The organism is Kitasatospora sp. NPDC052896 (assembly GCF_044547075.1).
Lineage (GTDB): Bacteria > Actinomycetota > Actinomycetes > Streptomycetales > Streptomycetaceae > Kitasatospora.
Genome location: NZ_JBITZU010000006.1, coordinates 82,178 through 106,319, shown reverse-complemented (window position 1 = coordinate 106,319; position 24,142 = coordinate 82,178). Strand labels below are relative to the sequence as shown.

The window sequence follows — 24,142 nt, the reverse complement described above, 5'->3', positions numbered from 1 at the left end:
AGAGATCGAGAGAAGATGGCGTTTGTCCTGTGGGAGCTACTTTGAGCGTGTGTGTGATAGGCGCGGGTCTGTCGGGGCTGGCAGCCGCACACGCGCTCAAGGAGAGGGGAATCGAGTTCGTCTGCCTGGAGAAGGCCTCGGATGTGGGCGGCATCTGGCGCATGCCGGGAGCCGGTGAACCGAGCCCGGCCTACCTGGCACTGCATCTGAACAGCGCCAAGCAGCTGACCGGCTACGACGACTTCCCGATGCCGTCCGAGCTGCCCCTCTACCCCCGGCACAGCGACGTCGCCGCCTACCTGCGGTCCTTCGCCGAGTGGGCCGGGCTGCTCCCCCACATCGAACTGCGCACCGAAGTGGTCTCCGTCCGGCAGGAATCCGACGGGGGGTGGACGGTCACCAGCCGGGACGCCCAAGGGGCCGAGGCGGTACGCGGTTTCGACCAGGTGATCGTCGCTTCCGGGCACCATTCGGAGCCGGCTGTGCCGAATCCCCTTCCGCCGGGCTCCGGTTCCTTCACCGGAACCGTTCTCCACTCGATGGACTACCTGGACGGCAGGGACTTCGCCGGACAGCGCGTGGTCGTGGTGGGGCTCGGGGCGTCGGCGGTGGACATCGCCGCTGACCTGTCCCGGCATGCCGCGCGGACCGTGCTCTCCGTCCGCCGCGGGCTGCACATCGTGCCGAAGCAGCTCTGCGGTCTGTCCGTGGACCTGATCGCCGAAGCCCCGTGGTTCACCAGCAAGTCCCTGGACGAGCAACGTGACTTCGTCGAGCAGGCGCTGCTGGTGGCGCGCGGCAGGTTGTCGGACTACGGCCTGCCCGAGCCCGACCACCCGATCTTCTCCTCGGCCGTGACCATCTCGGACGAGATCCTCAGCCGGATACGGCACGGCGCGGTGATTCCGAAGCCCGCGATCGACTCCCTGGACGGCGACCGGGTGTCCTTCACCGACGGAACCTCGGTCGAGGTGGACACCGTCATCTACTGCACCGGCTTCCGCATGGCCTTCTCCTTCCTGCCCGCCGGATGCCCGGCGAATCCCCAGGGGCCGGTCGAGCTGTACCGGCGGATCGTCGCGCCTGATCGGCCCGGTCTGCTCTTCGTCGGCCTGATCCGCCCCGTGGGCTCGATCACGCGGCTCGTGGAAGCCCAGGCGCGGTGGGTGGCGCGGATCGTCGACGGCGACGTCGCGCTACCGCCTGCGGATGTCATGCACAAGGAGATCGACGCGTACCTGAGCGGCATCGCGGAGCGCTACGGGTTGAGCGAGGGCTCCTCCATCCAGGTGGACGTCGGCCCGTACCTGGGAGAGCTGCAGGACGCATAGCCCTCGTGGGCGTCGGGTCCGTGAGGCCCCCGTGGCCCGTCGGGCGAATTCCACGGGGGCCTCACGCTCCTACGGCGTCTCTCAGTGAACGGCTTCGGCCCGCGGGGACGGCACAGCCGGCGGCCTCACCCGATAGGCCTCGGAGGAGAGGTACACCATCACCCGTGGCGGACGGCCCCGTTGGTGGGCGAGCGCCAGGTAGGCGATGAGTCCCGCGCCTTCCTCCAGTCGCCGCGAGGTGACGGCTGCCAGGGAACCGAGCAGCTGGGCCGGATCGATGCCGTGACGACGCAGCAGGGCCACGGTCCGGTCGAGGGCCTCCCCGTCGTGCCCGATGTAGTCGCGCACCGGGACGTAGAGGGTGAAGCCACCGGGCAGGCCGGTCGCCGTCTCGGTGAAGGCGTGGCACGCCTGGACGGGCCGGCGGTCGAGCAGGGTGTCCTGGTCGTCCCCGATCCCGGCCGCCGCGCGGAAGAAGGCCTCGATCCCGGCCGGATCGGGTCCTCCCACCATGCGGGACAGGCCCCCGGCCGCCGCGGCCGAGAGGCCGTGGTGCGCGGTGTACACCTTCACCCGGGGTTCTTCCCAGTCGCCCAGGTCCAGAGCGAAGAACAGCAGGCGGTCGGCCTCCGGAAGCGCCGTGAACGCCTGCCGGTGGCCGAGTCGGCGCAGCGCCTCCCGCACGGTTTCGGCAGCGCGGGCCGCTCCCGACGCCGCGGGATTCAGGTACACCTTGACCTTGGGGACACCACCGGAACGCAGCTCCAGCGCGCACCACAGGGCCAGCGGGCCCTGCGGGGACGGCGGGAAGAAGAGGTCCTCCAACTCGTCGAGCCGGTCGGTGGCGAAGTCCCAGCGCCGCGCGAGCTCGCGGACGACCCGGAGTCCGTCACGCCCGCTCTGCGCCAGGCCGCCGACCCCGCTCCCCGGTTCCAACAGCACGCGCAGGGTCGGGGCCGCCCCCGCCGCGAAGGAGATCGAGAACTCCACCGGCGTGTGGTCGTCGGAGAGGAAGGAGCGGGTGGGGGGCGGCAGATCCAGTGAGCGCCCGGCGGCGGGGCCGAGCGCCGCGGTCAGTGTCCGCGCGTAGCCGGTGGCATCGGCCCCGCCCAGGCCCGCGGCCTCGCACAGCCGCAGCAACTGGCCCGCCGTGTGGCCGCCGAGCGTGCCGGGAGGTGCTGTCCGAATCACCTCGTCAGCCAGTTGAGGAACTGGCTCCACCGGCCGGCCCGTTCGGGCTTGGCGCTCGGCTGGGTGCCCTGCTGGCGCCCGGCCGGCTCGGGGCGGGCCTGCGGGGCGGGCCGCCGCACGGGCTCGACCGGGGTGAACCGGGAGGGCAGTGCGGCGAGACCCCGGTTGAAGGGGCCGGGCCGCCAGGTCAGGCTCTCCTCCGGCACGGCGAGTTCGACGTCGGGGAGCTGGTTGAGCAGGCTCTCGATGGCGGTCACCGCGATCTGCCGGGCCGGCTCCTTGGACGGGCAGGCGTGCGGGCCCGCGCTCCACGCCAGGTGGGCCCTGCTGCCCGTCTGCCGCGTCGCCGCGAGGACCGGGCTGGTGTTGGCGGCGGCGAAGCTGACCAGCACGAGTTCGCCCGCCTGCAGCCGCTGTCCGGCGAACTCCATGTCGGCCGCCGGGTAGTGCGGCGCGAGGTTGGACATGGGTGGGTTCTCCCACAGCGTGTCGTCGAGGGCCTCGTCGATCAGCCCGCCGCCGTGGGCGTACGCGTCATGGGTGAGCAGCCGGTGCAGGGTGTTCCCGATCAGGTTCCGCAGCGGTTCCGTGCCGGCCGCCAGCAGGAGGGAGAGCTGCTGGACCATCTCCTCGTCCGTCTGCTTCGCGTGGTGCTGCATCAGCCACGAGGTGACGTCGTCACCGGGCCTGCTCCGCTTGAGCGCCACCAGTTCGCCCACGGCGCCGAACAGCACCTCGGCCGCCTTCTCGGCGTTGACGCCGTCGAACATGCCGGAGATGCCGAAGAGCACCCGGTCACCGATGTCGGCGGGACAGCCGAAGAGTTCGTTGAACACGAACAGCGGCAGCTGCTTGGCGTAGTCACCGAGCAGGTCGGCCGAACCGCGCGAGCCGAACTGGGAGATGAGGTAGCTGGAGACCTGCTCGGTGCTGCGGGCCAACCGGCGCGAGTCGACCCGGGCCATGCTGTCGGTGACCGCCTGCCGCAGCCTCAGGTGCTCGGCGCCGTCGCTGAACATGCAGTTGGGCCGGTACGCCAGCAGGGGCACGACCGGACTGTCCGGCGCGACCTTCCCCTCGTTGAAGGCCCGCCAACGGCGCGCGTCCTTGCGGAAGGAGGCGGAGTCCTGGAGCAGTTGCAGCGCGGCCGAGTACTCGGTGACGAGGGTGGCCTCCACACCGGGTGCGAGCTCGACCGGCGCGGTCGGCCCGTAGTGGCGCAGGTAGGAGTAGTAGGCCTGCGGGTCTGCCGCGAACTCCGGCCCGTACAGCGGTACCCGGCCGCCGGTGCCGTGGGCCGGACACCCGGGCGGGGGCACCGGGGTGGTGGGTCGAGCGTCCATGTCTGCTTGTGGCTCCTAGCCGGCACGGTCCAGCAGAAAGCGGACCAGGGTGGTGAGTGCGGCGGCCGACGACTTCTCGTCGCGCGCGTCGCAGAAGACGACGGGGGTGTCGTCGAGGAGGTCGAGTGCCTCCCGCAGCGACGCCTCGGCGCGCAGCGGATTGCCATCGAAGTGGTTGACGGCGATCGCGTAGTCGAGGCCGTACTGCTCGATGAGGTCGATCACGGCGAAGGAGTCGGCGAGCCGCTCGGGGTCGACGAGGACCAGCGCGCCGAGGGCGCCACGGGCCATGTCCTCCCACAACTGCACGAACCGCAGCTGCCCGGGCGTGCCGAACAGGTACAGCACCACTCGGTCGCTGATGGTCAGACGGCCGAAGTCCATGGCGACCGTGGTGGTGGTCTTGCCCCGGACCCCCTTGAGGTCGTCCACCGCCTCCGCCGCCCGCGTCATCGTCTCCTCGGTGGACAGCGGCTCGATCTCGGAGATCGAGCCGATGAACGTGGTCTTGCCCACCGCGAAGTGCCCGACGACGAGGATCTTCACGGCCGTCTGCGTCGCTCCGCCGTGGACGTAGTCCCGCTCACCCAGGCTCGGTCGTTCACCCGAACTTGACCCGGAGACCATTGAGCACCTCCTCCAGGATCTCCTTGTCGGCAATGCGGGCACGGGCGACCGGCGGGCGGGTGATGAGGTAGCCGTCCTCGGTGAGTGCGGCCAGGACGATCCTCACCACGCCCAGCGGCAGCCCGGTGTGCCCGGCGATCTCGGCGACCGAGAGGTAACCGGCGGAGCAGAGGTCCAACAGCCGCTGCTCCTCCGGTGACAGCCGCTTGGGCCGCTGCCCCTCCTCGGGCGCCGCCGTGACCAGCGTGATCAGGGAGAGCTGCTCCTCGTCGGGCAGCTCGCGCCCCTTCGTGATGACGTACGCACGCACTAATTCGGTGGCCGCCAGCTCCCAGTCCTCGGGGCCGGTCACTGGCGCACCCCGAGGTTCTCGCGCGGCGGTGCCGCCAGCGCCTTGCCCAGCTGGCCGACGAGTTGCTGCATCCGGAAGGTGATGTCCTGCATGTCGACGTCCGGGGCGGCGGAGACGCCGAGGTAGGCGCCCTCACCGGCGGAGATCAGGAACACCCAGCCGCCGTCGAACTCGACCAGGGTCTGCCGCCACCGCTGGCCGGGGTCCTCGCAGAAGAACCCGAGCGAGCGGCTGAGCGACTGCACACCACTCATCGCGGCGGCGACCCGGTCCGCGTCGTCCTTGTCGAAGTCCTTGGTGCGGGCCATCAACAGACCGTCGGCGGAGATCAGGACCGCGTGCAGGGCCCCGGGAATCTCCAGGGCGCTGTCGAGCATCCATGACAGATCGTCGTTCACGAGAACTCATGTCCTTCACTGCTCGCACCACGTGTGTTGCTCGTCTGGTCCGCATCGTCCGGATGCGCGGCCCGGCCGGACCGGGTGCCCCGCTGGAAGGCGCCCATGATCGCCGCGGTCTCCGCACCGGAACGGGCCGAGGTGGCCGTGGCGGGCGCGGTGCCCGGCACGATCGCCATCGGCCGCTTGCGCCGCCGCAGGGGCAGTCCGTCGGCGGTCGAGGGGACGGCCCGCGCAGGCTCGGTCCCCTCCGCCGGCGGCTCGGAGGCGGACGGCGTGGACGGGGCCGGTGCCTTCTTCTCGGGCATGCCGGTGAGCAGTTCGTGCGGTAGCAGGACCACCGCGCGCACACCTCCGTAGGGGGACGAGGAGTCCACCGACACCTCGAAGCCGAACCGCTCGCACAGTACGCCGATCACCGCCAGACCGAACTGCGGCGGATTGCCGAGTTCCGCGACGCCGGAGACCCGCTCGCTGTTCAGCAGCTTCTCGGCCCGTGCCCGCTCCTCGTCGTTCATGCCGACACCGGCGTCGTCCACGACGATGACGACGCCCTTGGGCACGGTCCGGATGTTGATCTCGACGACGGTGTCCGGGCTGGAGTAGCTGGTGGCGTTGTCGAGCAACTCGGCGAGGGCCAGCGCAACCGGCTCCACGACCCTGCTGGCGACGCCGAAGTCCACCTGGGAGAGGATCTCCACGCGCCGGAAGTGCCGGACACGGCCCTGCGCGCTGCGGACCACGTCGTAGACCGAGGCGACCTCGCGGTGCCGGCCCAGCCAGCCGCCGCACAACACGGCGATGGACTGGGCACGTCGACCGAACTGCGAGTTGGTGTGGTCGACCTCCAACAGGTCCTGGAGGATGACCGACTCGCCGTACTTGCCCTGCAACCGAGAGAGGATCAACTGCTGCTCGGCCGCGAGGCCCTGCAAGGTCCGCATCGCGGACTTCAGCACGGTCTTCGTCGCTTCCCCGGCCTGTTCCTGGGCCGCCCGGACGGACTCCGTGTAGTGGCGCTCCAGATCGGAGTACTGCTCCCTGAGCCTGTCGATCTCCTGCCGCAAGGCCACAGCCGCCTTGCGTTGGCGAACGACGAGGGCGATCACGGCGAGCAGGACGACGACGAGAGCCCAGAGCGCTGGGTTCTCTGTGTATTCCGTCATAAGACTCTCTTAAGGCGACTGACAGCCGGCTGCTGAATCCCCGCTACGGCAGGGGAACCGCCCGCTCCGCAAGTTGATGTGATCGTATCATCGGCCGAACAGGCGACCGACGGGCCGGCCCGGCATGAGGATGCGTCTCATACCGGACGAACAGGCACAGTTGACGCAACGACGATGGCGGCGGACCGTTGCGCACGGCGGAGCTCGGTGGGCCGGTCGCGCCACCACTGCGACTTCGGCCTCCGTCGAGGACGCCCGGAGCCGTACCGACGACAGCATGTCCTCCACCCCCTGCCCCGCATCGCCGTTCGCGACATCCCGCCGAGCGGCGGCACGGCACCACAGGGGGCTGGCGCGTGTCGCCGTCGCGACAGCGAACCGGGATCCCGACAGGCTCAGGAGGGCGCCGGAGTAGGTGCTCCGCGCGGTCACGCCCGGCACACCCGCGCTGGACGGCCGACGACCAGCGGCACTACGACGAGCACCTCCCCCACCTCCCCTACTTCCCCCACCGCGCCCGCCTGTTCGTCGGATCCGGCCGGCCGGATCCGACGAGCAGCCGCCGGCACGCCGGCTTCCGGCTCAGGCCGGCGCGCGAAGCTCCCATCCGGTCGAGCACGCGGGACCCGTCGGGCTCCCGCTCTCCGGCCGGACCTCCGTCACGTCCTGCCGATGCTCTCCAGATGCCGGATGTTCTTCTGGTCGTCGTCCTCCTCGCTCGGATCGGTTCCGAACCACGCGTCCAGGATCTCCCCGAGCGTCGCGGTCGAAGTCAGCCGCAGGCCCAGGGCCAGGACGTTCGCGTCGTTCCAACGGCGGGCACCGCTGGCCGTGTAGGCGTCCGTGCACAGCGCGGCGCGCACGCCGGGAACCTTGTTCGCCGCGATGCTGGCACCGGTGCCGGTCCAGCAGCACACCACCGCCTGGTCGGCCCGCCCCTCGGCCACGTCCCGGGCCGCGGCCTCCGTACAGAACGCCCAGTCGGCCGTCTCCCCCGGCACCAGCACGCCGTGCGGGATCACCTCGTACCCGCGGCGATCCAGCTCCTCGACAAGTTGGCGGGCCACCCCCTTGTCCCAGTCGGCGGACACAGCGACGCGCAGCTTCGCCATCACACACTCCTTCCGGTCGTCCCTCGTACCTGCCTACAGAGAACCACCACCACTTGGCGACCGCGGACAGGCCGGGCGGAGCAGAGTCCGGAGACGGGGAGACCTCCGAGCAGCAGCCGTCACCTGGCGCCGTCCCATGAACCGGCGGACATCGCCTACCCTGCTCCGCATGCCCGACGACATCACGCACCCGGAGCGCGACGACACCCCCGACGAGTCCCGGCGAGTGCGCCTGCGCCGGACGTTCGACGAGGACGCGGAGCTGTACGACCGGGCCAGGCCCGGCTATCCGCCGGGACTGTACGACGACCTCGCCGGCCTCGCGGGTGCCGGCCCCGGCAGCCACGTGCTGGAAGTGGGCTGCGGGACCGGCCAGGCGACGGTGCCGCTGGCCGAACGCGGCTGCCGGATCACGGCCGTCGAGGCGGGACCGGAGATGGCCGCGGTCGCCCGCCGCAACCTGGCCGGGGTCGCGGCGGTGGAGGTGGTGACGGCGGAGTTCGAGAGCTGGCCGCTGCCGGCGGAGCCGTTCGACGCGGTCGTCTCGGCGACGGCGTTCCACTGGATCGACCCGGCGGTGCGAGTGGCCAAGGCCGCGGACGCGCTGCGGCCGGGCGGGGCGCTCGCCGTGGTGCGCACCCAGCACGTGATGGGCGGCACCGAGGAGTTCTTCGTCGAGGTCCAGCGCTGCTACGAGCGCTTCGACCCGGACACGCCGCCCCTGCTGCGGCCTCCGGCTGCCGCCGAGATCGACGGCTCGGACCATGCGGAGGAGGTCGCACGAAGCGGCCGGTTCGGCCCCACGGTCTTCCGCCGCCACGAGTGGGATCTGACGTACACCACGTCGGAGTATCTGGAGCTGCTGCGGACCTACTCCGGCACCCGGGCCCTTCCGGAAGCGGCCGGGAACGGGCTGCTCGAGTGCGTCGCGAACCTGATCGACGGGCGGTACGGCGGCCGGGTGACCAAGCGCTACCTCGTCGAGCTGGGGGTGTCGCACAGGCGGTGACGTCTGCCGGCGAGGCGCTGAACACCGAGCGTCGGGCCCGGCGGCCTCAGCGCACCGAGTGCACGAGGCCGTCAGGCAGTTGGGCGCGCACGTCCGGCACCCAGGCCGCGACGCGGGTGCCGGCGCCCACCGCGGAGCGCAGCTCCAGCGCGCCGCCGACCGTGCCGACCCGGTCGGCCATGTTCTGGAGCCCCGAGCCCGTGCCCGCACCCTCGACGCTGAAGCCGGGGCCCTGATCGGTCACGGTGAAGCAGAGGCGCCCGAGTGCCGGGTCCAGCGCGAGCGTGACCACGACCGGCCCGTCGGCGGCGTGCTTGGCGATGTTCTGCAGCGCCTCCGCGCAGCAGTAGTAGACGGCCGCCTCCACCATCGGATCGAATCGCACCCCGGCCAGCTTCGGGTCGAGGTCGAAGGTCGCCCGGCACCCGAGGGCCTCGGCCCGCCCCCGCAGGGCCGGTTCGAGGCCCCGCCCGACGAGGAGCCGCGGATCGAGACCGAGGAGGGTCCGGCGCAACTGGCCGAGGGCGTCGGTGATCCGCTCGCCGGCCTGGTCGAAGGCGCGGTCCACCGCCTCCCGGCTGCCGGACGCGGCCAGGTGTGCGAGCAGCCCGAGAGCCAGGCGTACCGCCGTCAGGCCCGGCTGTGCCTCGTCGTGCAGGTCGCGTTCGAGGTCCCGGCGCTCGGCGTCCTGGGCGGCGACGATGCGCCAGCGGGAGGCCCGGATCTCGGCGGACCGCGCTTCGATCGCGCGCAGCCGCGCCTGTAGTTCGGCCGTCAGGCCCGCGTTGTGCAGGAGCACTCCGGCACTGCGGGTGAGGTCCTCCAGCAGGCGGTGGCGGTCCGGAGAGAGATCGCGGTAGGCCTGCTCGGACAGGCCGATCGCACCGACCGGCTCACCGCCGTACCGGACCGGCACCCGGTGCCCCGGGGACGGCGACCGCGGGTCCTCGGGCCAGCGGTGCTCGGTGTGCGAGCCGTCGGGCAGCCGGACGTGGACGCCGACGGCCGGGACGGCCAGGCCCTCGGCGGTGATCCGGGCCAGCGACCGCAGCGTCCCGCCGGCCGGGCCGGTGGCCCGGGAGAGGGCGGACACCTCGGCCAGGACTTCGTACCTGGGCACGCGCCGGCCGTAGACCAGGCGCTCCGCCCACCTGGCCACGGTGTCGCGCACCGGTGCCAGCACGAGCGCGACCAGGCCGCTGGCCACGAGTTGCGGCGGCGCCATCCAGTCCGACGACAGACCGAACAGCGCGTCGATCCGCACCACTCCGACCACGTACGCCACGCCGATCAGGGCCAGCAGCACACCGTAGGTCAGAGCACGGCTGGACAGACGGGCCGGATCCCAGCGCGTGACGCTCGGCGCCGCCGGGCGGCCGGCCCGGCGGAGCGGGCTCATCGGACCGCCTCCTCACGCGCCGCCTCCGCCGTGCGGGGAAGCGTGATCACCACCGACAGGCCGGCCGGACCGGCCCGCTGCTCCAGTCGGCCGCCCAGGGCCGCGAGGCGGTCCAGCGCGGACTCGACCACCACCGCGTCCGGCAGATCCGCTCCGGTGCGCGGGACGGAGTCGCTGATGGTGACCGTCAGCTCCCGGTCAACCACCTTGGCCGTCACGGTGATCGGCTCGTCGTCACGGCTGTGCGGCCAGGCGCGCAGCAGGGCGGCGGTGCAGAAGTACCCGCCGGCCTCGATGCGGGCCGGCAGGCCCGGCAGTTCGCCCGCGTCCAGGACGGCCCGTCGCTCCTGGTCGGCCACCAGGTCGGCGAGTGCGGGGAGCAGACCGTGGTCGGTCAGCACCGACGGGTACACACCGTGCACCAGTCGACGGAACTGCCCGATGACGGTGTCGACCCGACGGGCCAACTCGGCCACGTCCGGCCCGTCCTCCGCTTCCGGGGGGTCCACCCGCTCGCGCAGCGAGCCCAGTTCGAGTGCGCAGCGTTCCAGGGGCTCGCAGACCACCGCCCGGATCTCCCGGCCCAGTTGCTCCCGCGCGGTGTCGCGGGCGACCACCAGCCGGCGCCGGGAGGTCCGGAGCTCCTCGGCCTGCTCGGACTCGAGCCGGATCCGCTCGCGCAGCCGGGCCTCCAGCTCGACGTTGCGCAGCAGCAGCCCGGCCGCGTTGGCGATGTCGGTGGCCAGCCGCAGGTCACGCCGCCCCAGTTCGCCGCCGTCCGCCCCGCCGAGGGCGAGCGCGCCCAGCAGTTCGCCCGTGTCGGTCACGGGCAGGACGTGCCGGACGCCCGGCCGGGAGCTCAGATCGTCCACGGTCGCCACCGGCCGGGTCGGCCGGTGGCGCAGGTCCGCCGCGAGGTGGAGCCCCCGCTCGCCGGTCAGCCAGAGCTCGACCGTGCGGGCGCCGGCGCCGTCCGCCACCAGACGCACCAGGCGCGGCAGCGCGTCCTCGACCGACCCGGTCGCCGCGGCATCCGCGACGAACGAGACCAGAGCGGTGTAGGGCTCGGTCGCGACGGCCGGCCAGCGGCGGGCCAGCAGCGCCCGCGCGCGGGTGCGGACCGCCTTCATGCCGACCCCGCAGATCGTCGCCGCCGCGATCCACAGCAGCAGGACCAGGTTGTCGGACGCCTGCGGCCAGAGGCGCACCACGCCGCCGACCACGGTCTCGTACACCACGGTGACGAACCCGGCGGCGGCGAGGGCCTCGATGCCGTACCCGGCCGCGGCGGGCCGGGAGAGCGGGATCCGGAACGGGAGGCGGTTCGGCATCTGAGCGGACTTCTCCAGTGCTCGGGGCGTGGTTCACTCGGGCCGATCGCCTGGTGGGGCCGGGCGCCCGGCCACTCGACGCGGGTGTCAGACTGGCACATCAGCAGGATTCGAAGCCAGGGGGACGGAGCAGTGCCGATCAGCGTCGTGCTCGCTGAGGACAACTATCTTCTGCGGGCCGGTACCGCCGCCCTGTTGGAGGCGTTGGCGGAGGTGGAGCTGCTGGCGGCCGTCGCCGACAAGGACCAACTGCTCGCCGCCGTCGAGGAGCACCGGCCGGACGTGGTGATCACCGACATCCGGATGCCCCCCGGCCACTCCACCGAGGGGCTGGCCGCCGCGGCCGAGATCCGGGAGCGCTTCCCGGGCACCGGAGTCATCGTGCTCACCCAACTCGCCGACCCGCAGTACGCCTACGAACTCCTGCGCGGCGGCGCGGCCGGAGTCGGCTACCTGCTCAAGGAGCGGGTCGGCGACATCGCCGAACTCGAACGCTCGCTGCACCAGGTGGCCGCCGGGGGCTCCGTGCTCGATCCGCAACTGGTGGAGGCCCTGGTCATCCGGAAGGAACGGACGGCCGGCTCGCCGCTGGCCGCGCTGAGCCCGCGCGAGCGCGAGGTCCTGGAGCTGATGGCCCAGGGCAGGAACAACGCGACCATCGCGGCCGCGTTGTTCCTGACCGAGCGGGCGGTGCAGAAGCACATCAACTCCCTGTTCGCCAAGCTGGGGCTGAGCGACAGCCCGGACCTCGACCGGCGGGTGGCGGCGGTGCTCACCCTGCTGGACTTCCGCGCCCGACAGGGCTGATCCCGCGCTACCGTCCGGCGGTCGCCGTGGCGCGCGGCGCGGTGCTCGTGCCGCCCTCGGGGGTCATCGCGGCCATCGAGGACGTCGACGGCGCCGCCGTCCCGGAGACTCCCGTCCCGGTCGGGATCGGGCCGAGGTCGGCGCAGAGCAGCGGACGGAAGGCCGGTGCGGGGGCACCGTTGCTCAGGATGCCGTTCATGTCGCCCTGGTGCAGGTTGAGGTACCAGCCGCTGGACGGCGGGGCCGAGGTCACTCCGGTCACCGCCCGGGTCTCGTTGGTGATGTCACCGTGGGAGTCGGCCTGGAAGTCGGCGAGCATGTACTTGACGCCCCCCTGGGACTGGCAGCTGCCGAGGTGGATGTGGGCGGCGTGGGCGCCCGGGGTCAGTCCGTGCGCGGTGACCGTGACGGTGAGGGTGTGGGCGGCCGGGTCGTAGACGGTCCTCTCGGTGCCGGACAGCGTGCCCTGGTCGTTGCCGTTGGCGTCGACCGAGACCGGGTGGAAGGCCAGCGTCCTGCTGCCCTCGATCCGGGTGGGCAGCTCGTCGGACTGTCCGATCAGCTCCATCGCGACCGGATCGCGGTTGGCGTCCCCGCCGAAGGTGCCCAGGTGGATGCCGAACCGGCTGCCGGCCGGCAGGGTGCCGGACTGCTGGGCGCTCAGCGTGGTGTGGGCCCGTCCGGTGGCGTCCGCGGTGAACGTGCCGAAGCGGACGGCCGGAGCGAGGACGTTGCCGCCCGGGGCCTCGATGGCCGCGACGTGCGCCGAGCCGGGGGTGAGACCGTAGACGTCGATCTCGGCCTGCAGCATCCCCTGCGAGTCCTCCCTCAGGGTCACCGATCCGGCCGGCATGCCCCGGAGTGCACCGGGCTGCGTCATGCCGCCGCCCACCGCCGCCCCGCTCGCGCCGGCGCGGGCGGACGGGCCCGACCCGTGGCCGGTCGTGGTGTTCGACTGGCAGGCGGCCAGCCCCAGTCCGATCACGGTCATGGTGACGGCGGTCCGCATCAGCCTGCGGTTCAACAACGTGGACATGGCTCTTCGGGTCCTCTTCGTGGAGCTGGTGGCCCGGGTTCGCCCCGGCTCCACCAGACTCCCGAAGACACCCCGGTCGCCACGAGGGTGCGTGCATGCCGAACCCGCCGGGGTGCCAGCACCCCCAGCACGGTTCGGCGATCGCCGACTCAGAGGCGGCCAGCACCCCGGCGACGACTTCGGCGACCGGTTCGAAGCAACTCACCGGTCTGCTCGGCGGCTCACCCCGGACGAGTGCGCCAAGGGCGTTCCTCCGCCCGGGCCCGTCATGCCGCGGGGCGTTCCGCGGTGACCGTGAAGTAGTCGAGGATGCCCTCACGGAAGGCCCGCAGGAAGTTGCGGGGCCAGCTGCCCGGCTCCCAGATCCCCGCCAACCAGCGGTCCCAGCCAGGCCACACCGACGCCCCGATCGAGGTGGCACGCACCTCGGCCAGGCCGGCCTGTTCGAGACCGCTGACCAGCGAGGGGATGGTGTGTGCGACGTCCAGGCCGGTGGCGAACGTGTCGAGCAGTTCGGCCAGCCGCCCGATTCCGGCCGGATCGGCACCGGGGACGAAGAAGCTGGCGACGACGGCGCGGCCACCGGGCCGCAGCACGCGTGCGGTCTCCCGCGCGAACGCGCCGAGGTCGCGGAAGTGCTGAGCGGCTTCGACACTGTACAGACAGTCGAACTCGCCGTCGCCGAACGGCATGTCCTCCGCCGCGCCGGCCACGAAGCGCAGCTGCTCGGGGCGGCGGGCCAGCAGGGCCGCGTTGACCTGCCCGGCCCGCTCGAGCTGCTGTGGATGGATGTCCATGCCGGTGACACCCGCGAAGCCGTACTCGTCGAGCGCCACCGCGGCGCCGACCCCCAGCCCGCAGCCGACCTCCAGGGCCCGCAGTCCCCCGGTGGGCGCCAAGGTGCCGAGCACGTGCCGGTACATCGCCTGCTGACTGCTGATCCGGTCGTGTTCGGTCAGCGGCTGGTCCAGTTCGATGCCCTGCCAGTAGCCGAAGTTGATGAACCCTCCGCCGAACAGGGACATCGAACTGAGATCGGCCGGACCGTACGCCTCCTGGACCGCGGGCGGGATCGGGTGCTGCTCCGCCCCGGGACACCGCGTCATCTGCGCCACCTCCGTGATGAAGAACGCGCCGCCGCTCGGCGGACCGCACGCCCAGGCATCGGCGCCTTCCGGCGCCAGCACAAGGCCCATGGCGGGTGAGGGTGCCACACGCCCGGGCCTACCGCTGGCAGGACGCCCGACGTTCATCCGTTGGTGGGGCATGGCGGCAGAGCCGTCGCACATCCACGCCCACCCCGTTAGAATCCCCGCTCCCAGGCCGTTGACAGCGGGAACGGCGAAGTCCGGCCGGAGTGCCGGAAGCCCCCGTGCTGATCGGTGGCTCCGACATCCACTCCGTCACCGACGGGACCTTTCCGGCTTCGCCCGCCCACGTCGGCGCCCACACCCGGCACCCCGGCAGGCTCACAGTTGAACGAGCAGGTGGCGGGGTCCGCGGAGCATGGCGTTCTGGCGGTAGGGGGGCGGGTCCTGGACCAGGCGTGCCGTGCCGAGGTGCGGGATCAGCGCGCCGAGCGCGGTCTCTGCTTCGATGCGGGCGAGTGGGGCGCCGTAGCACAGGTGGACACCGCTGCCGAAACCGAAGTGCTCGTTGTCCGGACGGGTGGGATCGAACCGGTCGGGCTCGTGGAACCGCCTGGGGTCGCGGTTGCCGGAGGCCAGCGCCAGTATGACCGACGTGCCCTGGGAGACCGTGGTGCCGGCGATGTCGAAGTCGGCGAGGGGGATGCGCTCGCGCATGTGGACCGGGGGTTCGTAGCGCAGCAGTTCCTCCACCGCCCGCGGCAGCAGGCCCGGTTCGCTCCGCAACCGCTCCAGCTGCTCGGGCTGGCGCAGCAGGGTGAGCACCCCGTTGGTGATCAGGTTCACCGTGGTCTCGTGTCCCGCGATGAGCAACAGCACGGCGGTCTCCGCGAGTTCCTCCCGGGTCAGCCGCAGGGCCGGGTCCGGCTCGTTGACGAAGGCGGAGAGCATGTCGTCGCTCGGACCGCCACGGCGCTTCTCGGCGAGGTCCACCAGGTACTGGCCCATCTCCCGCCGCGCCTGGTCGCCCGCCGCGCCCCGCTCGGTGGCATCCCCGGTGGCATCCTCCTCGGGCCTGACGTCGGCGGCGGTGACCACGGTGTCGGACCAGGCCCGGAAGAGCGGCTCGTCCTCACGCGGCACGCCGAGCAGACGGCAGATCACCGTGACGGGCAACGGGTAGGCGAAGTCGTCGACGATGTCGATCTGGCGGCCCGCCTGGAGGGACTCCGTCAGTTCCCCGGTGAGCTGGTCGATCTCGCCGCGCATGGCATCGACCCGGCCCGGGCTGTGCGGGGGGCCGAACGGCCGCATGGTCAAGGCACGCAGCCGGTGATGCTCCGGGTCGTCGAGTCGCAGGAACGGCGGCTTGAACGCCGTCGCACCACGGGTACGGGTGCGGGGATCGGCGCTCATCCGCGGATCGTGGAGCAGCGCGGCGATCTCGTGGTAGGTGCCGACCAGGTAGCTGCCGTCCGCCTGCCGTACCACGGGACCGGCCTCGCGGAGTTCCGCGTACAGCGGATAGGGGTTGGGACGGTTCGCGTAGTCGGTGATCCGTGCCAGCAAGGTCTCGGAGTCCATGGTGGCTCCTCGTCGTCGGACGGGACGTGGGTCAGGCCGTGGGCTGCACCACGGTCAGTCGGCGGTCGGGCAGGTACCCGGTGAGCGCCACGGTGGGGCCGTGGGACAGCCCCTTCGGGTCCGGCACGTCGGACGGAACCGGGACCTCCGCCGCGATCGCGCGGTCCGCCGCGCCGGGCGGGGGTGGGAACGGAGCGGCCGTCTCGATCAGGTGCCGGTAGTAGTCGAGCGACTTGGCCATGTCGACGGTGACCGCGGCGGTGACCCGCCCCTGGAAGCCGTAGACCATCGCCAACCGGCGCGCCTCCAGGGAGCCCTGGGCGATGACCACGTGGTCGGAGAGGGTGGGCACGCCCACCGACTTGATGTTGAGCCCGAACTGGGTCGACCAGAACGTCGGGATGGCGAGGTGCGGGCGTCGCAGCGGCCCCGGGCTGACCATGTTGTGGGCCGCGACCCCAGCCTGCTCGACCGCGTTTCCCCAGTGCTCCAGGGAGAGCATCTGGTACCCGAACAGCGGGTGGGGGAAGCGGGAGACATCACCGGCCACGAAGATGTCGTCGGTGACGATTCCGTACATGTTGAAGGCGCGGCACCCGGCGTCACAGGCGATTCCGCGCGGACCCGCCGCCAGCCCGGAGTCGGCCAGCCACTCGACGTTGCGCACCGCGCCCAACGCCACGACGCACACGTCCGCCTCGACCCGGCTGCCGTCGGAGAGCTCCGCACCGGTGAAGCGGCCGCCGCCGTCCCCGCGCAGCGCGGTGACCGTCACGCCGGTGCGCAGGTCCACGCCGTGGTTGCGCTGCATGACGGCGGCGAGTTTCGCCAGGGTGCCGCCGAGCGCGCCGACCAGGGGTGCGGGACCGCGTTCGGCAACGGTGACGTCCAGTCCGCGCTCCCGGCAGGCCGAGGCGATCTCCGAGCCGGTGAAGCCACCGCCGATCACCAGCACCCGCCGTGGCCCGGCGGCCAGCCGCTCGGCCAAGCCGCCGGCGTCCTCACGGGTGCGCAGGGTGAACACCCCGTCCAGGGCGGCCTCCACCGGGTTGTGCCAGGGGCGGGCCCGGGTCCCGGTGGCGATCAGCAACCGGTCGTACGGCAGCGAATCGCCGTCGGCCAGCAGCACCCGCCTCCCGAGGCCGTCCAGGCCGGTGGCACGTACGCCCAGCCGCCACTCGGCATCCGGATCCCGGCGCATCGGCAACCCGGTGGTGTCCGCCGCAGCCTGGCCCAGCAGCACCTGCTTGGACAGCGGAGGGCGGTCGTAGGGCGGATGGGGCTCGTCGCCGACCACGGTCAGTGAGCCGGTGAAGCCCTCGTCGCGCAGTGCCTCCGCGGCCCTCAACCCGGCCAGTGACGCGCCGATGATGACGATGCGGCCGTCCCGAAGGTCACCGGTCATCGGCGCTCACCTCCTCACCGAGGAGGATGGCCTGGACCGGGCACGCCGCCGCGGCCTGGCGCACCCGATCGACCTGGTCGTCGGGGACGGCCGGGGCGTACAGCAACCCCTCCTCGCCGTGCAGCTGGAACATCTTCGGTGCGAGGAACACGCACTGTGCGTAGCCCTGGCAGCGCGTGAGGTCCACAACGGTTCGCATCCCCACCACTCCCTCTGTCGCCGCGCCCCCTCCCCCCAGCATGGGACGAGGGTCGGACGCTCGCACGGCGACCGCTCGGGGCACTGCCGGGTCCGCCGTCAGCCCGGGGCGAGGTCGCGGTCGACGGCGACCGCCGCCTGTTCGATCCGCTCCTGGCGTGCAGGTCGGCGCGGCGGGGGCGTGGCAGGTCTCCGTGGTGGTCACAGACCCGTGTCACCCACGCCCGGCGGTTTCATCCCTGCTCGGGGGGACCCTGCGCGGCGGGCGACCGGAGTTCGGCCATGATGCGGTCCAGGGCGGCCAGGTCCTCGGAGCCGAGCGCGAGCAGGGTGTGCGGCGGGCGGGACAGGATGTGTTCGGCCTGTTCGGCGGCGGCCGTGCCGGCCGCGGTAAGGGTGACGATCTTGGAGCGGCGGTCGTCCGGATGGACGTTGCGCTCCACGAAGCCGCGCCGCTCCAACTCGTCCACGACCAGGGTGGTGTAGGGCTTGTCGGTGGACAGACGGGCAGTCAGCTCACGCATGGTCAGTGGGCCGGTCAGCAGCCGGCGCAGCGCCTTGACGCGGAAGAAGCTCATGCCGAGCGCCTCCTCGACCTCGGTGCGCCGGTTCTCCTGCTTCAGGACGAGGAAGGACATGGCAGCCCAGACGCGGGCCGCCGCCTCCGGGTCCGCCGGAGCGGACGCGGCGGCTCTCGTCGTGCTGCGGCCGGCCGGGGCGGCCATGGCCGGGGCGCGGCCGGTCGACCCCGTCGCGGCACCTTCGCCGGTGCCGCCCGTGGCCTCGTGTCCGATGCCGTTCGTGCTGTCGTTCATCTGCTGCTGCTGTCCACCCTCCTGGTTCAGCCAGGAACGAGCCGCTGCGCCGCGCGTGCGGCGGTCTGCCCGGCCCAGCGGCCGGTGGTGAGGATACCGATCGCCAGGACCGCGACGCCGCACCCCGTCCCGACCCACCAGCCTACGTGGCTGGCCTGCGCGAATCCGGTGTGCAGCGGCACGTGCACGGCGGAGGTGACCAGTGACCCGATCACCGCGACCCCGAGGGCCTGGCCGGTCTGGCGGCTGGTGGTGGCGACGGCGGCGGCGACCCCTGCCCGCGCACGCGGCATGCCGGAGACGGCGGTGTTGGTGATCGGCGCGTTCAGCATGCCGAAACCGGAACCGAACAACGCGTATGCGACGACGAGGTGCCAGGTGGCGGTGTGCGCGGTGAGGTCGGTCATGGCCAGGGTGCCCGCGGCCATGGCGCTCCCGGCCGCGAGCAGCGGCACGCGAGTCCCCCGAGCCGCCACCAGCCGACCGGCCAGCGGTGAGAACACCATGGTCAGCCCGGCCATCGGCAGCGTCAGCAGGCCCGCGTGGAACGGGGAGTAGCCGCGGACGTCCTGCAGGTAGAGCGTGTTGAGGAAGAGGAAGCCGCCGAGCGAGGCGAACCCGCAGATCGCGATGACCGTCGCCCCGGCGAACGGCGCGCTGAGGAACAGGCGCGGGTCGATCAGCGGCTGGGCGCGGCGCAGCTCGTACCGCACGAGGCAGGCCAGCGCGAGCGCGGCCGCCGCGCAGCAGCCCGTGGTCTGGACGGAGGCCCAGCCGGCGGAGGGCGCTTCGATGAGGCCGTAGGTCAGGCCGGCGAGCAGCACGGTGATCAGGAGCTGCCCCACCGGGTCGGCCGGTCGCGGTCGTTCGGCGCGGGACTCGGGGACGAACAGAGCGCACAGTACGAGCGCGGCCAGACCCACCGGGATGTTGATCCAGAAGATCGCGCGCCAGCCGACCGACCCGACCAGCGCGCCGCCGAGCAGCGGCCCGAGCGCCATGCTGACTCCCGCCACCGCGCCCCACAGACCGATCGCGCGCGCCCGCTCCCGGGGCTCGCGGAAGGTGTTGGTGATGATCGACATCGCGACCGGGTTGAGCATGGAGCCGCCGACCGCCTGGAGCGCGCGGGCCGCGACCAGCAGGCCCAGGTTCGGGGCGACCGAGCAGAGCAGCGATCCGAGCATGAACAGGACCAGCCCGGCCCGGAAGGTGCGGCGCCGCCCGATCCGGTCGCCGGTCGACCCGGCGAGCATCAACAGGCTGGCCAGCACCACCGTGTAGGCGGTGATGATCCACTGCAGCCCGGAGACGGAGGCGTGCAGGTCGCGCTGGATGGAGGGGAGCGCGACGTTCACGATCGTGTTGTCCACGCCGACGATGAACAGGCTCAGGCAGCAGGTCGCCAGCACGAGCATCCGCCCGCGGCGGCCGGGCGGGGGCTGGGCGGAGTCCTGGGCCGCCGGAGAGGGAGCCGCGGACGATCTAGTTATTGGCATACAACTATTATAGGCACACAACTAAAGGTCGATGCCACGTCCACCGCCGGTGGTTCACTCCCCCGCTCGCCCGGCCGAGGCCGAGCCGCGATCCGGCCGTGCTCGAACAGCCGGCCGTGTTCCGGAGCAAACGGCAGCGACCGGTCGACGATCGCCACGAACGCGGAGCGGCCGGTAGGGTGCCGGCATGCGAATCTTGATCACCGGCGGCAGCGGCTACATCGGGTCCCACACCACGCTCCAGCTCATCGCCGCGGGCCACGAAGTCGTGATCGCGGACAACTTCAGCCGGAGCAAGCCCTCGGTCATCGACCGCCTGGAGACGCTGTCCGACGCGGCGATCAAGCACCACGCCATCGACCTCACCGACCGGGAGGCGACCGACCGCCTCTTCGCCCAGGAGACGTTCGACGCGGTCGTCCACTTCGCCGGACTGAAGGCGGTCGGGGAGTCCGTCGCGATGCCCGTGGAGTACTACTCGAACAACCTCGGCTCGACCCTCTCCCTGCTGACCGCGATGCGCGCGCACGGCGTCAGGAAGCTGGTGTTCTCCTCCTCCGCCACCGTCTACGGCGAGCACGCGCCGGTGCCGATGCGGGAGTCCTTCCCCACCTCGGCGAACAACCCCTACGGCTGGACCAAGGTGATGCAAGAGCAGATCCTGCGCGACGTCGCCGCGGCCGACCCGGAGATGCGGATCGCACTGCTGCGCTACTTCAACCCGGTCGGCGCCCACCAGTCCGGCATGATCGGCGAGGACCCGCAGGGCGTGCCCAACAACCTGATGCCGCTGCTCGCCCAGGTCGCCGTCGGGCGACGGGACCACCTGCGCCTCTACGGCCAGGACTACCCCACCCCCGACGGCACCGCACGACGCGACTACCTGCACGTCGAGGACCTGGCCGCCGGCCACGTCGCCGCCCTGGACAAGCTCGGCGAGACGGCGGAGCCGGTCTCGACCTGGAACCTGGGCACCGGGACGCCGACCTCGGTCCGCGAACTGGTGGCGGCCTTCGCCGAGGCCAGCGGTCGGGAGATCCGGACCGTCGACGCACCGAGGCGTCCCGGCGACATCGCGGACTCCTACGCGGACCCGGCCCGCGCCGAGACCGAGCTGGGCTGGGTGGCCGCCCGCACCATCCACGACATGTGCGCGGACACCTGGCGGTGGCAGTCGCAGAACCCGGACGGCTTCCCGGACGCCTAGCCGTTCTGATCCGTGAGGTTGCGGACGCGGCCGGACCCGTGTCTCACGCCGGCCGGACTCGGGCCGCGATGGTGACCGGCACCGACGGCATCCCGGTCGGCGGAGGCCGGATCCCGTGATCACGCCGCGGTCGCGTCCCGCGAGGCGCCGACCTCACAGGCCCGCCTGGTTCGTCTACGTCCCGATGTGGTGAGATGTCCGCACACGGTCATGAGTCGCTGCTGGGGGGTCGATGTGCTGAGGAGTGGACGGCTGCTCGCACTGGACGAGGACGCGGTGGAGCTCGCCGCCGCGGGCCTGGTCCGGCTGGGTGTGCAGGAGTGGCTGGAAGGGGCCGCGGGGATCCCGGCATGGCGGATCCGCGCGGGCTCGTTCGCCCACGCGTGGCTGGCGTTCGGTGACCCGCCGGCGCCGGGCCTGCGGGTGCCGGCCGGGCCGGTCCTCCGGTCGCTCGTCCATCGGGCCGCGCAGCTGCTCCTGCAGGTCCACGACGGGGAGGGACCGGCCGTACTGGAATGGCTGGGCCTGCACTCGGCCGAGGTCCACGAACAGGCTCGCCGGACGGATGCGGCGCACCCGGCCGAACCCACCGCCCTCACCCTGGTCTGGCACGGCGTCCAGGCCCTCAACGCACGAGGCGAGCGTGACCACGACCGGCGCATCGATGAAAAGTGCGAGGCGTACATCCGCGAGCGACACCGCCGCCAGGACACCCTGGCACTGCTGCTGGCCTGCGCCCGACTGGCCGCCACCGCCCTGGTGGAGCTCAGTGACGGGGATCCGGGGCAGGCGGGCGACCGGCTCGAGGAACACGCGACCCGGCACATGCCGCTCGCCGGCCCCGCACCGCTGTGGGTGCCGGGACGGCCCCGGCAGCGGGCCGACTGAGCACCCGGTCTCGTAGATCATGTTCGAGTGGGCCGCCCGCGGGCGCACCTCGGCGGCGTCGGCCGGACCGCGGGCGTGCCGGCGTCCGTCCCCGCGGGTCAGTCCCCGCGGGTCAGTCCTGCGGACGCCATTTCCTGGTGAATCGTCGCGCACCGTAAGCGATCGGCGGCAACAGGAGGAGCCAGGCCCCCGAGTGGGTCAGGGCCGTGAGTCCCAGTGAGATCGCCCCGGACGCGGGGAAAAGCGCGTAGGCGGCCCGGGCTGCGCGCTCCTTCGGCCCCCTCGGGGCAGCGGAGCCAGCTGCTCCCTGGCCGACCAGGGCGGCCTCCGCCTCTGGTGCGGGCACCGTCTTACGCTCGAATTCCGGACCGGGCGCCGGCAAATCCTCGAACAGCGCCTGCAAGTCGGCACGCGCCACAGCGGCGTGCGCCAGATCCACTCGATCCTCGAACTCCCCCATGGAGAGCCGACCCGCCACCATGTGGACACTCAACGCCTCCACCGCGTTGTCCCGCTCGGCCGCGCCGACACGGACATCCGGAAGCACCTGCACGGATTCCCCCTCCACGTTTCGCGCCCCAGCCTACGGGCGGAGTTCCCGGAACGCACAGCTGGCACGGAGATCCGCACCGCGCCCGGCGCGCGGGCGAGGTGGCCGGCGCCGGCACGGCCGAAGGCGCGCTCAGCCGACGGCAGCGCCGAACCACTTCGGCAGCCGGCCGAGCAGATCCTGCTGGTCCTCGCCGACCCAGGCCACGTGGCCGTCCGGTCGCAGCAACACCGCGGGCACGTCCAGTTCCTCGCTGACGTCGACGACGTGATCGACCCGATCCGCCCAACCCTCCACCGAAAGCCGGCCGGTCTGGTCGAGCAGCAGTCCGCGGCCGCCGTGCGTCAGCTCGTAGAGGCGCCCCCGCTTCAGCCCCACGTCCCGCATCCGCCGGCCGAGCAGTTCATGCCCCTCGCCGAAGTCGTAGCGGACCCCGATCGCCGTGATCTTCTCGATCAGGTACCGGTTCACCTCCTCGAAGTCCATCAGTTCCGACACCAGCCGGCGCACCGCCCGGGCACCCGGCTCGTGGGACAGCAGCTCGGTCTGCGCGCGGGTGTTGTCCAGCACGGCTGCCGCCACCGGGTGCCGTTCCGTGTGGTAGCTGTCCAGCAGCCCCTCCGGCGCCCAGCCGTTGACCTCGGCGGCCAGTTTCCATCCGAGGTTGAACGCGTCCTGGACGCCGAGGTTGAGCCCCTGCCCGCCGGTCGGCGGGTGGATGTGCGCCGCGTCACCGGCCAGCAGCACCCGGCCGGTCCGGTAGCGCTCGGCCAGCCGGGTGGCGTCGCCGAAGCGGGAGAGCCAGCGCGGTGAGTGCGCGCCGAAGTCGGTGCCGGCGAACACCCGCAGCCGCTGCTTGAGCTCCTCGAGGGTCGGCGCGGTCGCACGGTCCTCGGCCACCCCTTCGGCCGGCACGATCACGCGGTACACCCCGTCCCCCATGGGGATGGCGCCGAACCGCAGATGGGTCTTGCGGACTTCGCCCACCACGGCGGCCAGCGTCTCCGGCGGCACGGCCACCTCCACCTCCCCCAGCAGCGTCTCCGCCCCGGCGGGCTCGCCGGGGAAGCCGACGCCGAGCAGCCTGCGCACCGTACTGCGGCCACCGTCGCAGCCGACGAGGTAGCGCGAGCGCAGCCGGGTGCCGTCGGCCAGCTCGGCGGTCACCCCGTCTTCGTCCTGGCTCAGCCCGACCAGTTCGCAGCCGCGCCGGATCTCGGTGCCGAGCTCGGTGGCATGCTCGGTCAGCAGGCGCTCGGTGACGCTCTGCGGGATGGCGAGGACGTACGAATGTGCGGTGTCCAGCCGGTCGGGCCACCGCTTGAGCATGCCGGCGAAGAAACCACCGGCCGCGACCTGCTTGCCGAGCGCGAGGAACCGCTCCAGCAGACCTCGCTGGTCCATCACCTCGATGCTGCGCACGTGCATGCCGAGCGCGCGGGACTGCCCGGTCGGCTCCGGCTCCTTCTCCAACACGAGCACCCGCACGCCGTGCAGCCGCAACTCGCCGGCCAGCATCAGGCCGGTCGGGCCGCCGCCGGCTACGATCACGTCGATCATGAAAACCCCAATTCCCCAGGTCCTGGCTTCGGCCGATGATTCTGCGGCACGACCCGGGCCTTGCCGCAAGCCCCCTGGTGCGCTATAAGTTGAGAGTGGCAAGGAGTGAGTGACCTCCTTGCCTTTCCTTTTCGTCCGCCTGCCACGCCGTCGTCCGGTGCGGACGGACACCCTCCTCACGGAGCGGCGTCGCGCCGCGTGCGGCGGTACGCCCGCTGACCGTCCCGAACGCCGCAACCATCACCG

At 72.2% G+C, this 24,142-nt stretch carries 23 protein-coding genes; 5 read left to right on the top strand and 18 right to left on the bottom strand.

Annotated features, from left to right (window positions below):
• Positions 1-41 precede the first annotated feature (41 nt).
• Positions 42-1,331, top strand: coding sequence for a flavin-containing monooxygenase (locus tag ACIGXM_RS15235; RefSeq protein ID WP_396561266.1), 1,290 nt, complete (start codon positions 42-44; stop codon positions 1,329-1,331).
• 81 nt (positions 1,332-1,412) lie between these two features.
• On the opposite strand, the gene ACIGXM_RS15230 is transcribed toward ACIGXM_RS15235, so the two are convergent.
• The 7 genes from ACIGXM_RS15230 to ACIGXM_RS15200 all read right to left on the bottom strand — a co-directional run bounded on the left by ACIGXM_RS15230 (position 1,413) and on the right by ACIGXM_RS15200 (position 7,511).
• Positions 1,413-2,522, bottom strand: a complete 1,110-nt coding sequence (locus ACIGXM_RS15230; protein WP_396560866.1) for a tryptophan dimethylallyltransferase family protein — start codon at positions 2,520-2,522, stop codon at positions 1,413-1,415.
• Positions 2,519-3,865, bottom strand: coding sequence for a cytochrome P450 (locus ACIGXM_RS15225; protein WP_396560864.1), 1,347 nt, complete (start codon positions 3,863-3,865; stop codon positions 2,519-2,521). Before ACIGXM_RS15225 ends, ACIGXM_RS15230 begins: the two co-directional genes overlap by 4 nt.
• A gap of 15 nt (positions 3,866-3,880) precedes the next feature.
• The gene (locus ACIGXM_RS15220; RefSeq protein ID WP_396560862.1) at positions 3,881-4,492 is read right to left on the bottom strand and encodes a GTP-binding protein; all 612 of its coding nucleotides are present in this window, start codon (positions 4,490-4,492) and stop codon (positions 3,881-3,883) included.
• Positions 4,467-4,844 (bottom strand): DUF742 domain-containing protein, encoded by a 378-nt coding sequence (locus ACIGXM_RS15215; RefSeq protein ID WP_396560860.1) that lies wholly within the window; start codon positions 4,842-4,844, stop codon positions 4,467-4,469. The genes ACIGXM_RS15220 and ACIGXM_RS15215 overlap by 26 nt, the downstream gene beginning before the upstream one ends.
• Entirely contained in the window at positions 4,841-5,242 is a 402-nt protein-coding gene (locus ACIGXM_RS15210) for a roadblock/LC7 domain-containing protein (protein ID WP_396560858.1), read from the bottom strand. Before ACIGXM_RS15210 ends, ACIGXM_RS15215 begins: the two co-directional genes overlap by 4 nt.
• Positions 5,239-6,408, bottom strand: coding sequence for an ATP-binding protein (locus ACIGXM_RS15205; RefSeq protein ID WP_396560856.1), 1,170 nt, complete (start codon positions 6,406-6,408; stop codon positions 5,239-5,241). The genes ACIGXM_RS15210 and ACIGXM_RS15205 overlap by 4 nt, the downstream gene beginning before the upstream one ends.
• 659 nt (positions 6,409-7,067) lie before the next feature.
• On the bottom strand, positions 7,068-7,511 hold the full coding sequence (locus tag ACIGXM_RS15200; RefSeq protein WP_396561264.1) for an RpiB/LacA/LacB family sugar-phosphate isomerase: 444 nt from the start codon (positions 7,509-7,511) through the stop codon (positions 7,068-7,070).
• A 178-nt stretch (positions 7,512-7,689) separates the two neighbouring features.
• Here ACIGXM_RS15200 and ACIGXM_RS15195 point away from each other — a divergent pair, with 178 nt between their 5' ends.
• The gene (locus ACIGXM_RS15195; RefSeq protein WP_396560854.1) at positions 7,690-8,529 is read left to right on the top strand and encodes a class I SAM-dependent methyltransferase; all 840 of its coding nucleotides are present in this window, start codon (positions 7,690-7,692) and stop codon (positions 8,527-8,529) included.
• Positions 8,530-8,575: 46 nt separating this feature from the next.
• Here the strand turns inward: ACIGXM_RS15195 and ACIGXM_RS15190 are convergent, their stop codons facing one another.
• On the bottom strand, positions 8,576-9,928 hold the full coding sequence (locus ACIGXM_RS15190; protein WP_396560852.1) for a sensor histidine kinase: 1,353 nt from the start codon (positions 9,926-9,928) through the stop codon (positions 8,576-8,578).
• Positions 9,925-11,259 (bottom strand): hypothetical protein, encoded by a 1,335-nt coding sequence (locus ACIGXM_RS15185; RefSeq protein ID WP_396560850.1) that lies wholly within the window; start codon positions 11,257-11,259, stop codon positions 9,925-9,927. The genes ACIGXM_RS15190 and ACIGXM_RS15185 overlap by 4 nt, the downstream gene beginning before the upstream one ends.
• A 132-nt stretch (positions 11,260-11,391) precedes the next feature.
• On the opposite strand from ACIGXM_RS15185, the gene ACIGXM_RS15180 reads away from it, so the two are divergent.
• Entirely contained in the window at positions 11,392-12,066 is a 675-nt protein-coding gene (locus tag ACIGXM_RS15180) for a response regulator (protein ID WP_396560849.1), read from the top strand.
• A gap of 7 nt (positions 12,067-12,073) precedes the next feature.
• Here the strand turns inward: ACIGXM_RS15180 and ACIGXM_RS15175 are convergent, their stop codons facing one another.
• The 7 genes from ACIGXM_RS15175 to ACIGXM_RS15145 all read right to left on the bottom strand — a co-directional run bounded on the left by ACIGXM_RS15175 (position 12,074) and on the right by ACIGXM_RS15145 (position 19,610).
• The gene (locus ACIGXM_RS15175) at positions 12,074-13,102 is read right to left on the bottom strand and encodes a CHRD domain-containing protein (protein ID WP_396560847.1); all 1,029 of its coding nucleotides are present in this window, start codon (positions 13,100-13,102) and stop codon (positions 12,074-12,076) included.
• A 266-nt stretch (positions 13,103-13,368) separates the two neighbouring features.
• Positions 13,369-14,208 (bottom strand): class I SAM-dependent methyltransferase, encoded by an 840-nt coding sequence (locus tag ACIGXM_RS15170; protein WP_396560845.1) that lies wholly within the window; start codon positions 14,206-14,208, stop codon positions 13,369-13,371.
• A gap of 363 nt (positions 14,209-14,571) precedes the next feature.
• A complete protein-coding gene (locus ACIGXM_RS15165; RefSeq protein WP_396560844.1) occupies positions 14,572-15,774 on the bottom strand; it encodes a cytochrome P450 in 1,203 nt (400 codons plus the stop codon).
• 31 nt (positions 15,775-15,805) lie between these two features.
• A complete protein-coding gene (locus tag ACIGXM_RS15160; protein ID WP_396560842.1) occupies positions 15,806-17,179 on the bottom strand; it encodes an NAD(P)/FAD-dependent oxidoreductase in 1,374 nt (457 codons plus the stop codon).
• Complete coding sequence (locus ACIGXM_RS15155; RefSeq protein ID WP_396560840.1) at positions 17,169-17,378, bottom strand: ferredoxin; 210 nt, start codon at positions 17,376-17,378, stop codon at positions 17,169-17,171. Before ACIGXM_RS15155 ends, ACIGXM_RS15160 begins: the two co-directional genes overlap by 11 nt.
• A gap of 232 nt (positions 17,379-17,610) precedes the next feature.
• Positions 17,611-18,192 carry a MarR family winged helix-turn-helix transcriptional regulator gene (locus ACIGXM_RS15150; RefSeq protein ID WP_396560838.1) on the bottom strand — a complete coding sequence of 194 codons (582 nt, stop codon included), beginning with the start codon at positions 18,190-18,192 and terminating at the stop codon, positions 17,611-17,613.
• A 26-nt stretch (positions 18,193-18,218) separates the two neighbouring features.
• The gene (locus ACIGXM_RS15145; RefSeq protein WP_396561263.1) at positions 18,219-19,610 is read right to left on the bottom strand and encodes an MFS transporter; all 1,392 of its coding nucleotides are present in this window, start codon (positions 19,608-19,610) and stop codon (positions 18,219-18,221) included.
• Positions 19,611-19,878: 268 nt separating this feature from the next.
• Between ACIGXM_RS15145 and galE the strand changes: the two genes are divergently transcribed.
• Positions 19,879-20,898 (top strand): UDP-glucose 4-epimerase GalE, encoded by a 1,020-nt coding sequence (galE, locus tag ACIGXM_RS15140; RefSeq protein WP_396560836.1) that lies wholly within the window; start codon positions 19,879-19,881, stop codon positions 20,896-20,898.
• A 234-nt stretch (positions 20,899-21,132) separates the two neighbouring features.
• The gene (locus ACIGXM_RS15135; RefSeq protein ID WP_396560834.1) at positions 21,133-21,786 is read left to right on the top strand and encodes a hypothetical protein; all 654 of its coding nucleotides are present in this window, start codon (positions 21,133-21,135) and stop codon (positions 21,784-21,786) included.
• A 112-nt stretch (positions 21,787-21,898) separates the two neighbouring features.
• Here ACIGXM_RS15135 and ACIGXM_RS15130 read toward each other — a convergent pair whose 3' ends face one another.
• Positions 21,899-22,339 (bottom strand): DUF1707 domain-containing protein, encoded by a 441-nt coding sequence (locus tag ACIGXM_RS15130; protein WP_396560833.1) that lies wholly within the window; start codon positions 22,337-22,339, stop codon positions 21,899-21,901.
• Positions 22,340-22,468: 129 nt separating this feature from the next.
• Positions 22,469-23,896, bottom strand: a complete 1,428-nt coding sequence (rox, locus tag ACIGXM_RS15125; protein ID WP_396560831.1) for a rifampin monooxygenase — start codon at positions 23,894-23,896, stop codon at positions 22,469-22,471.
• Positions 23,897-24,142 lie beyond the last annotated feature (246 nt).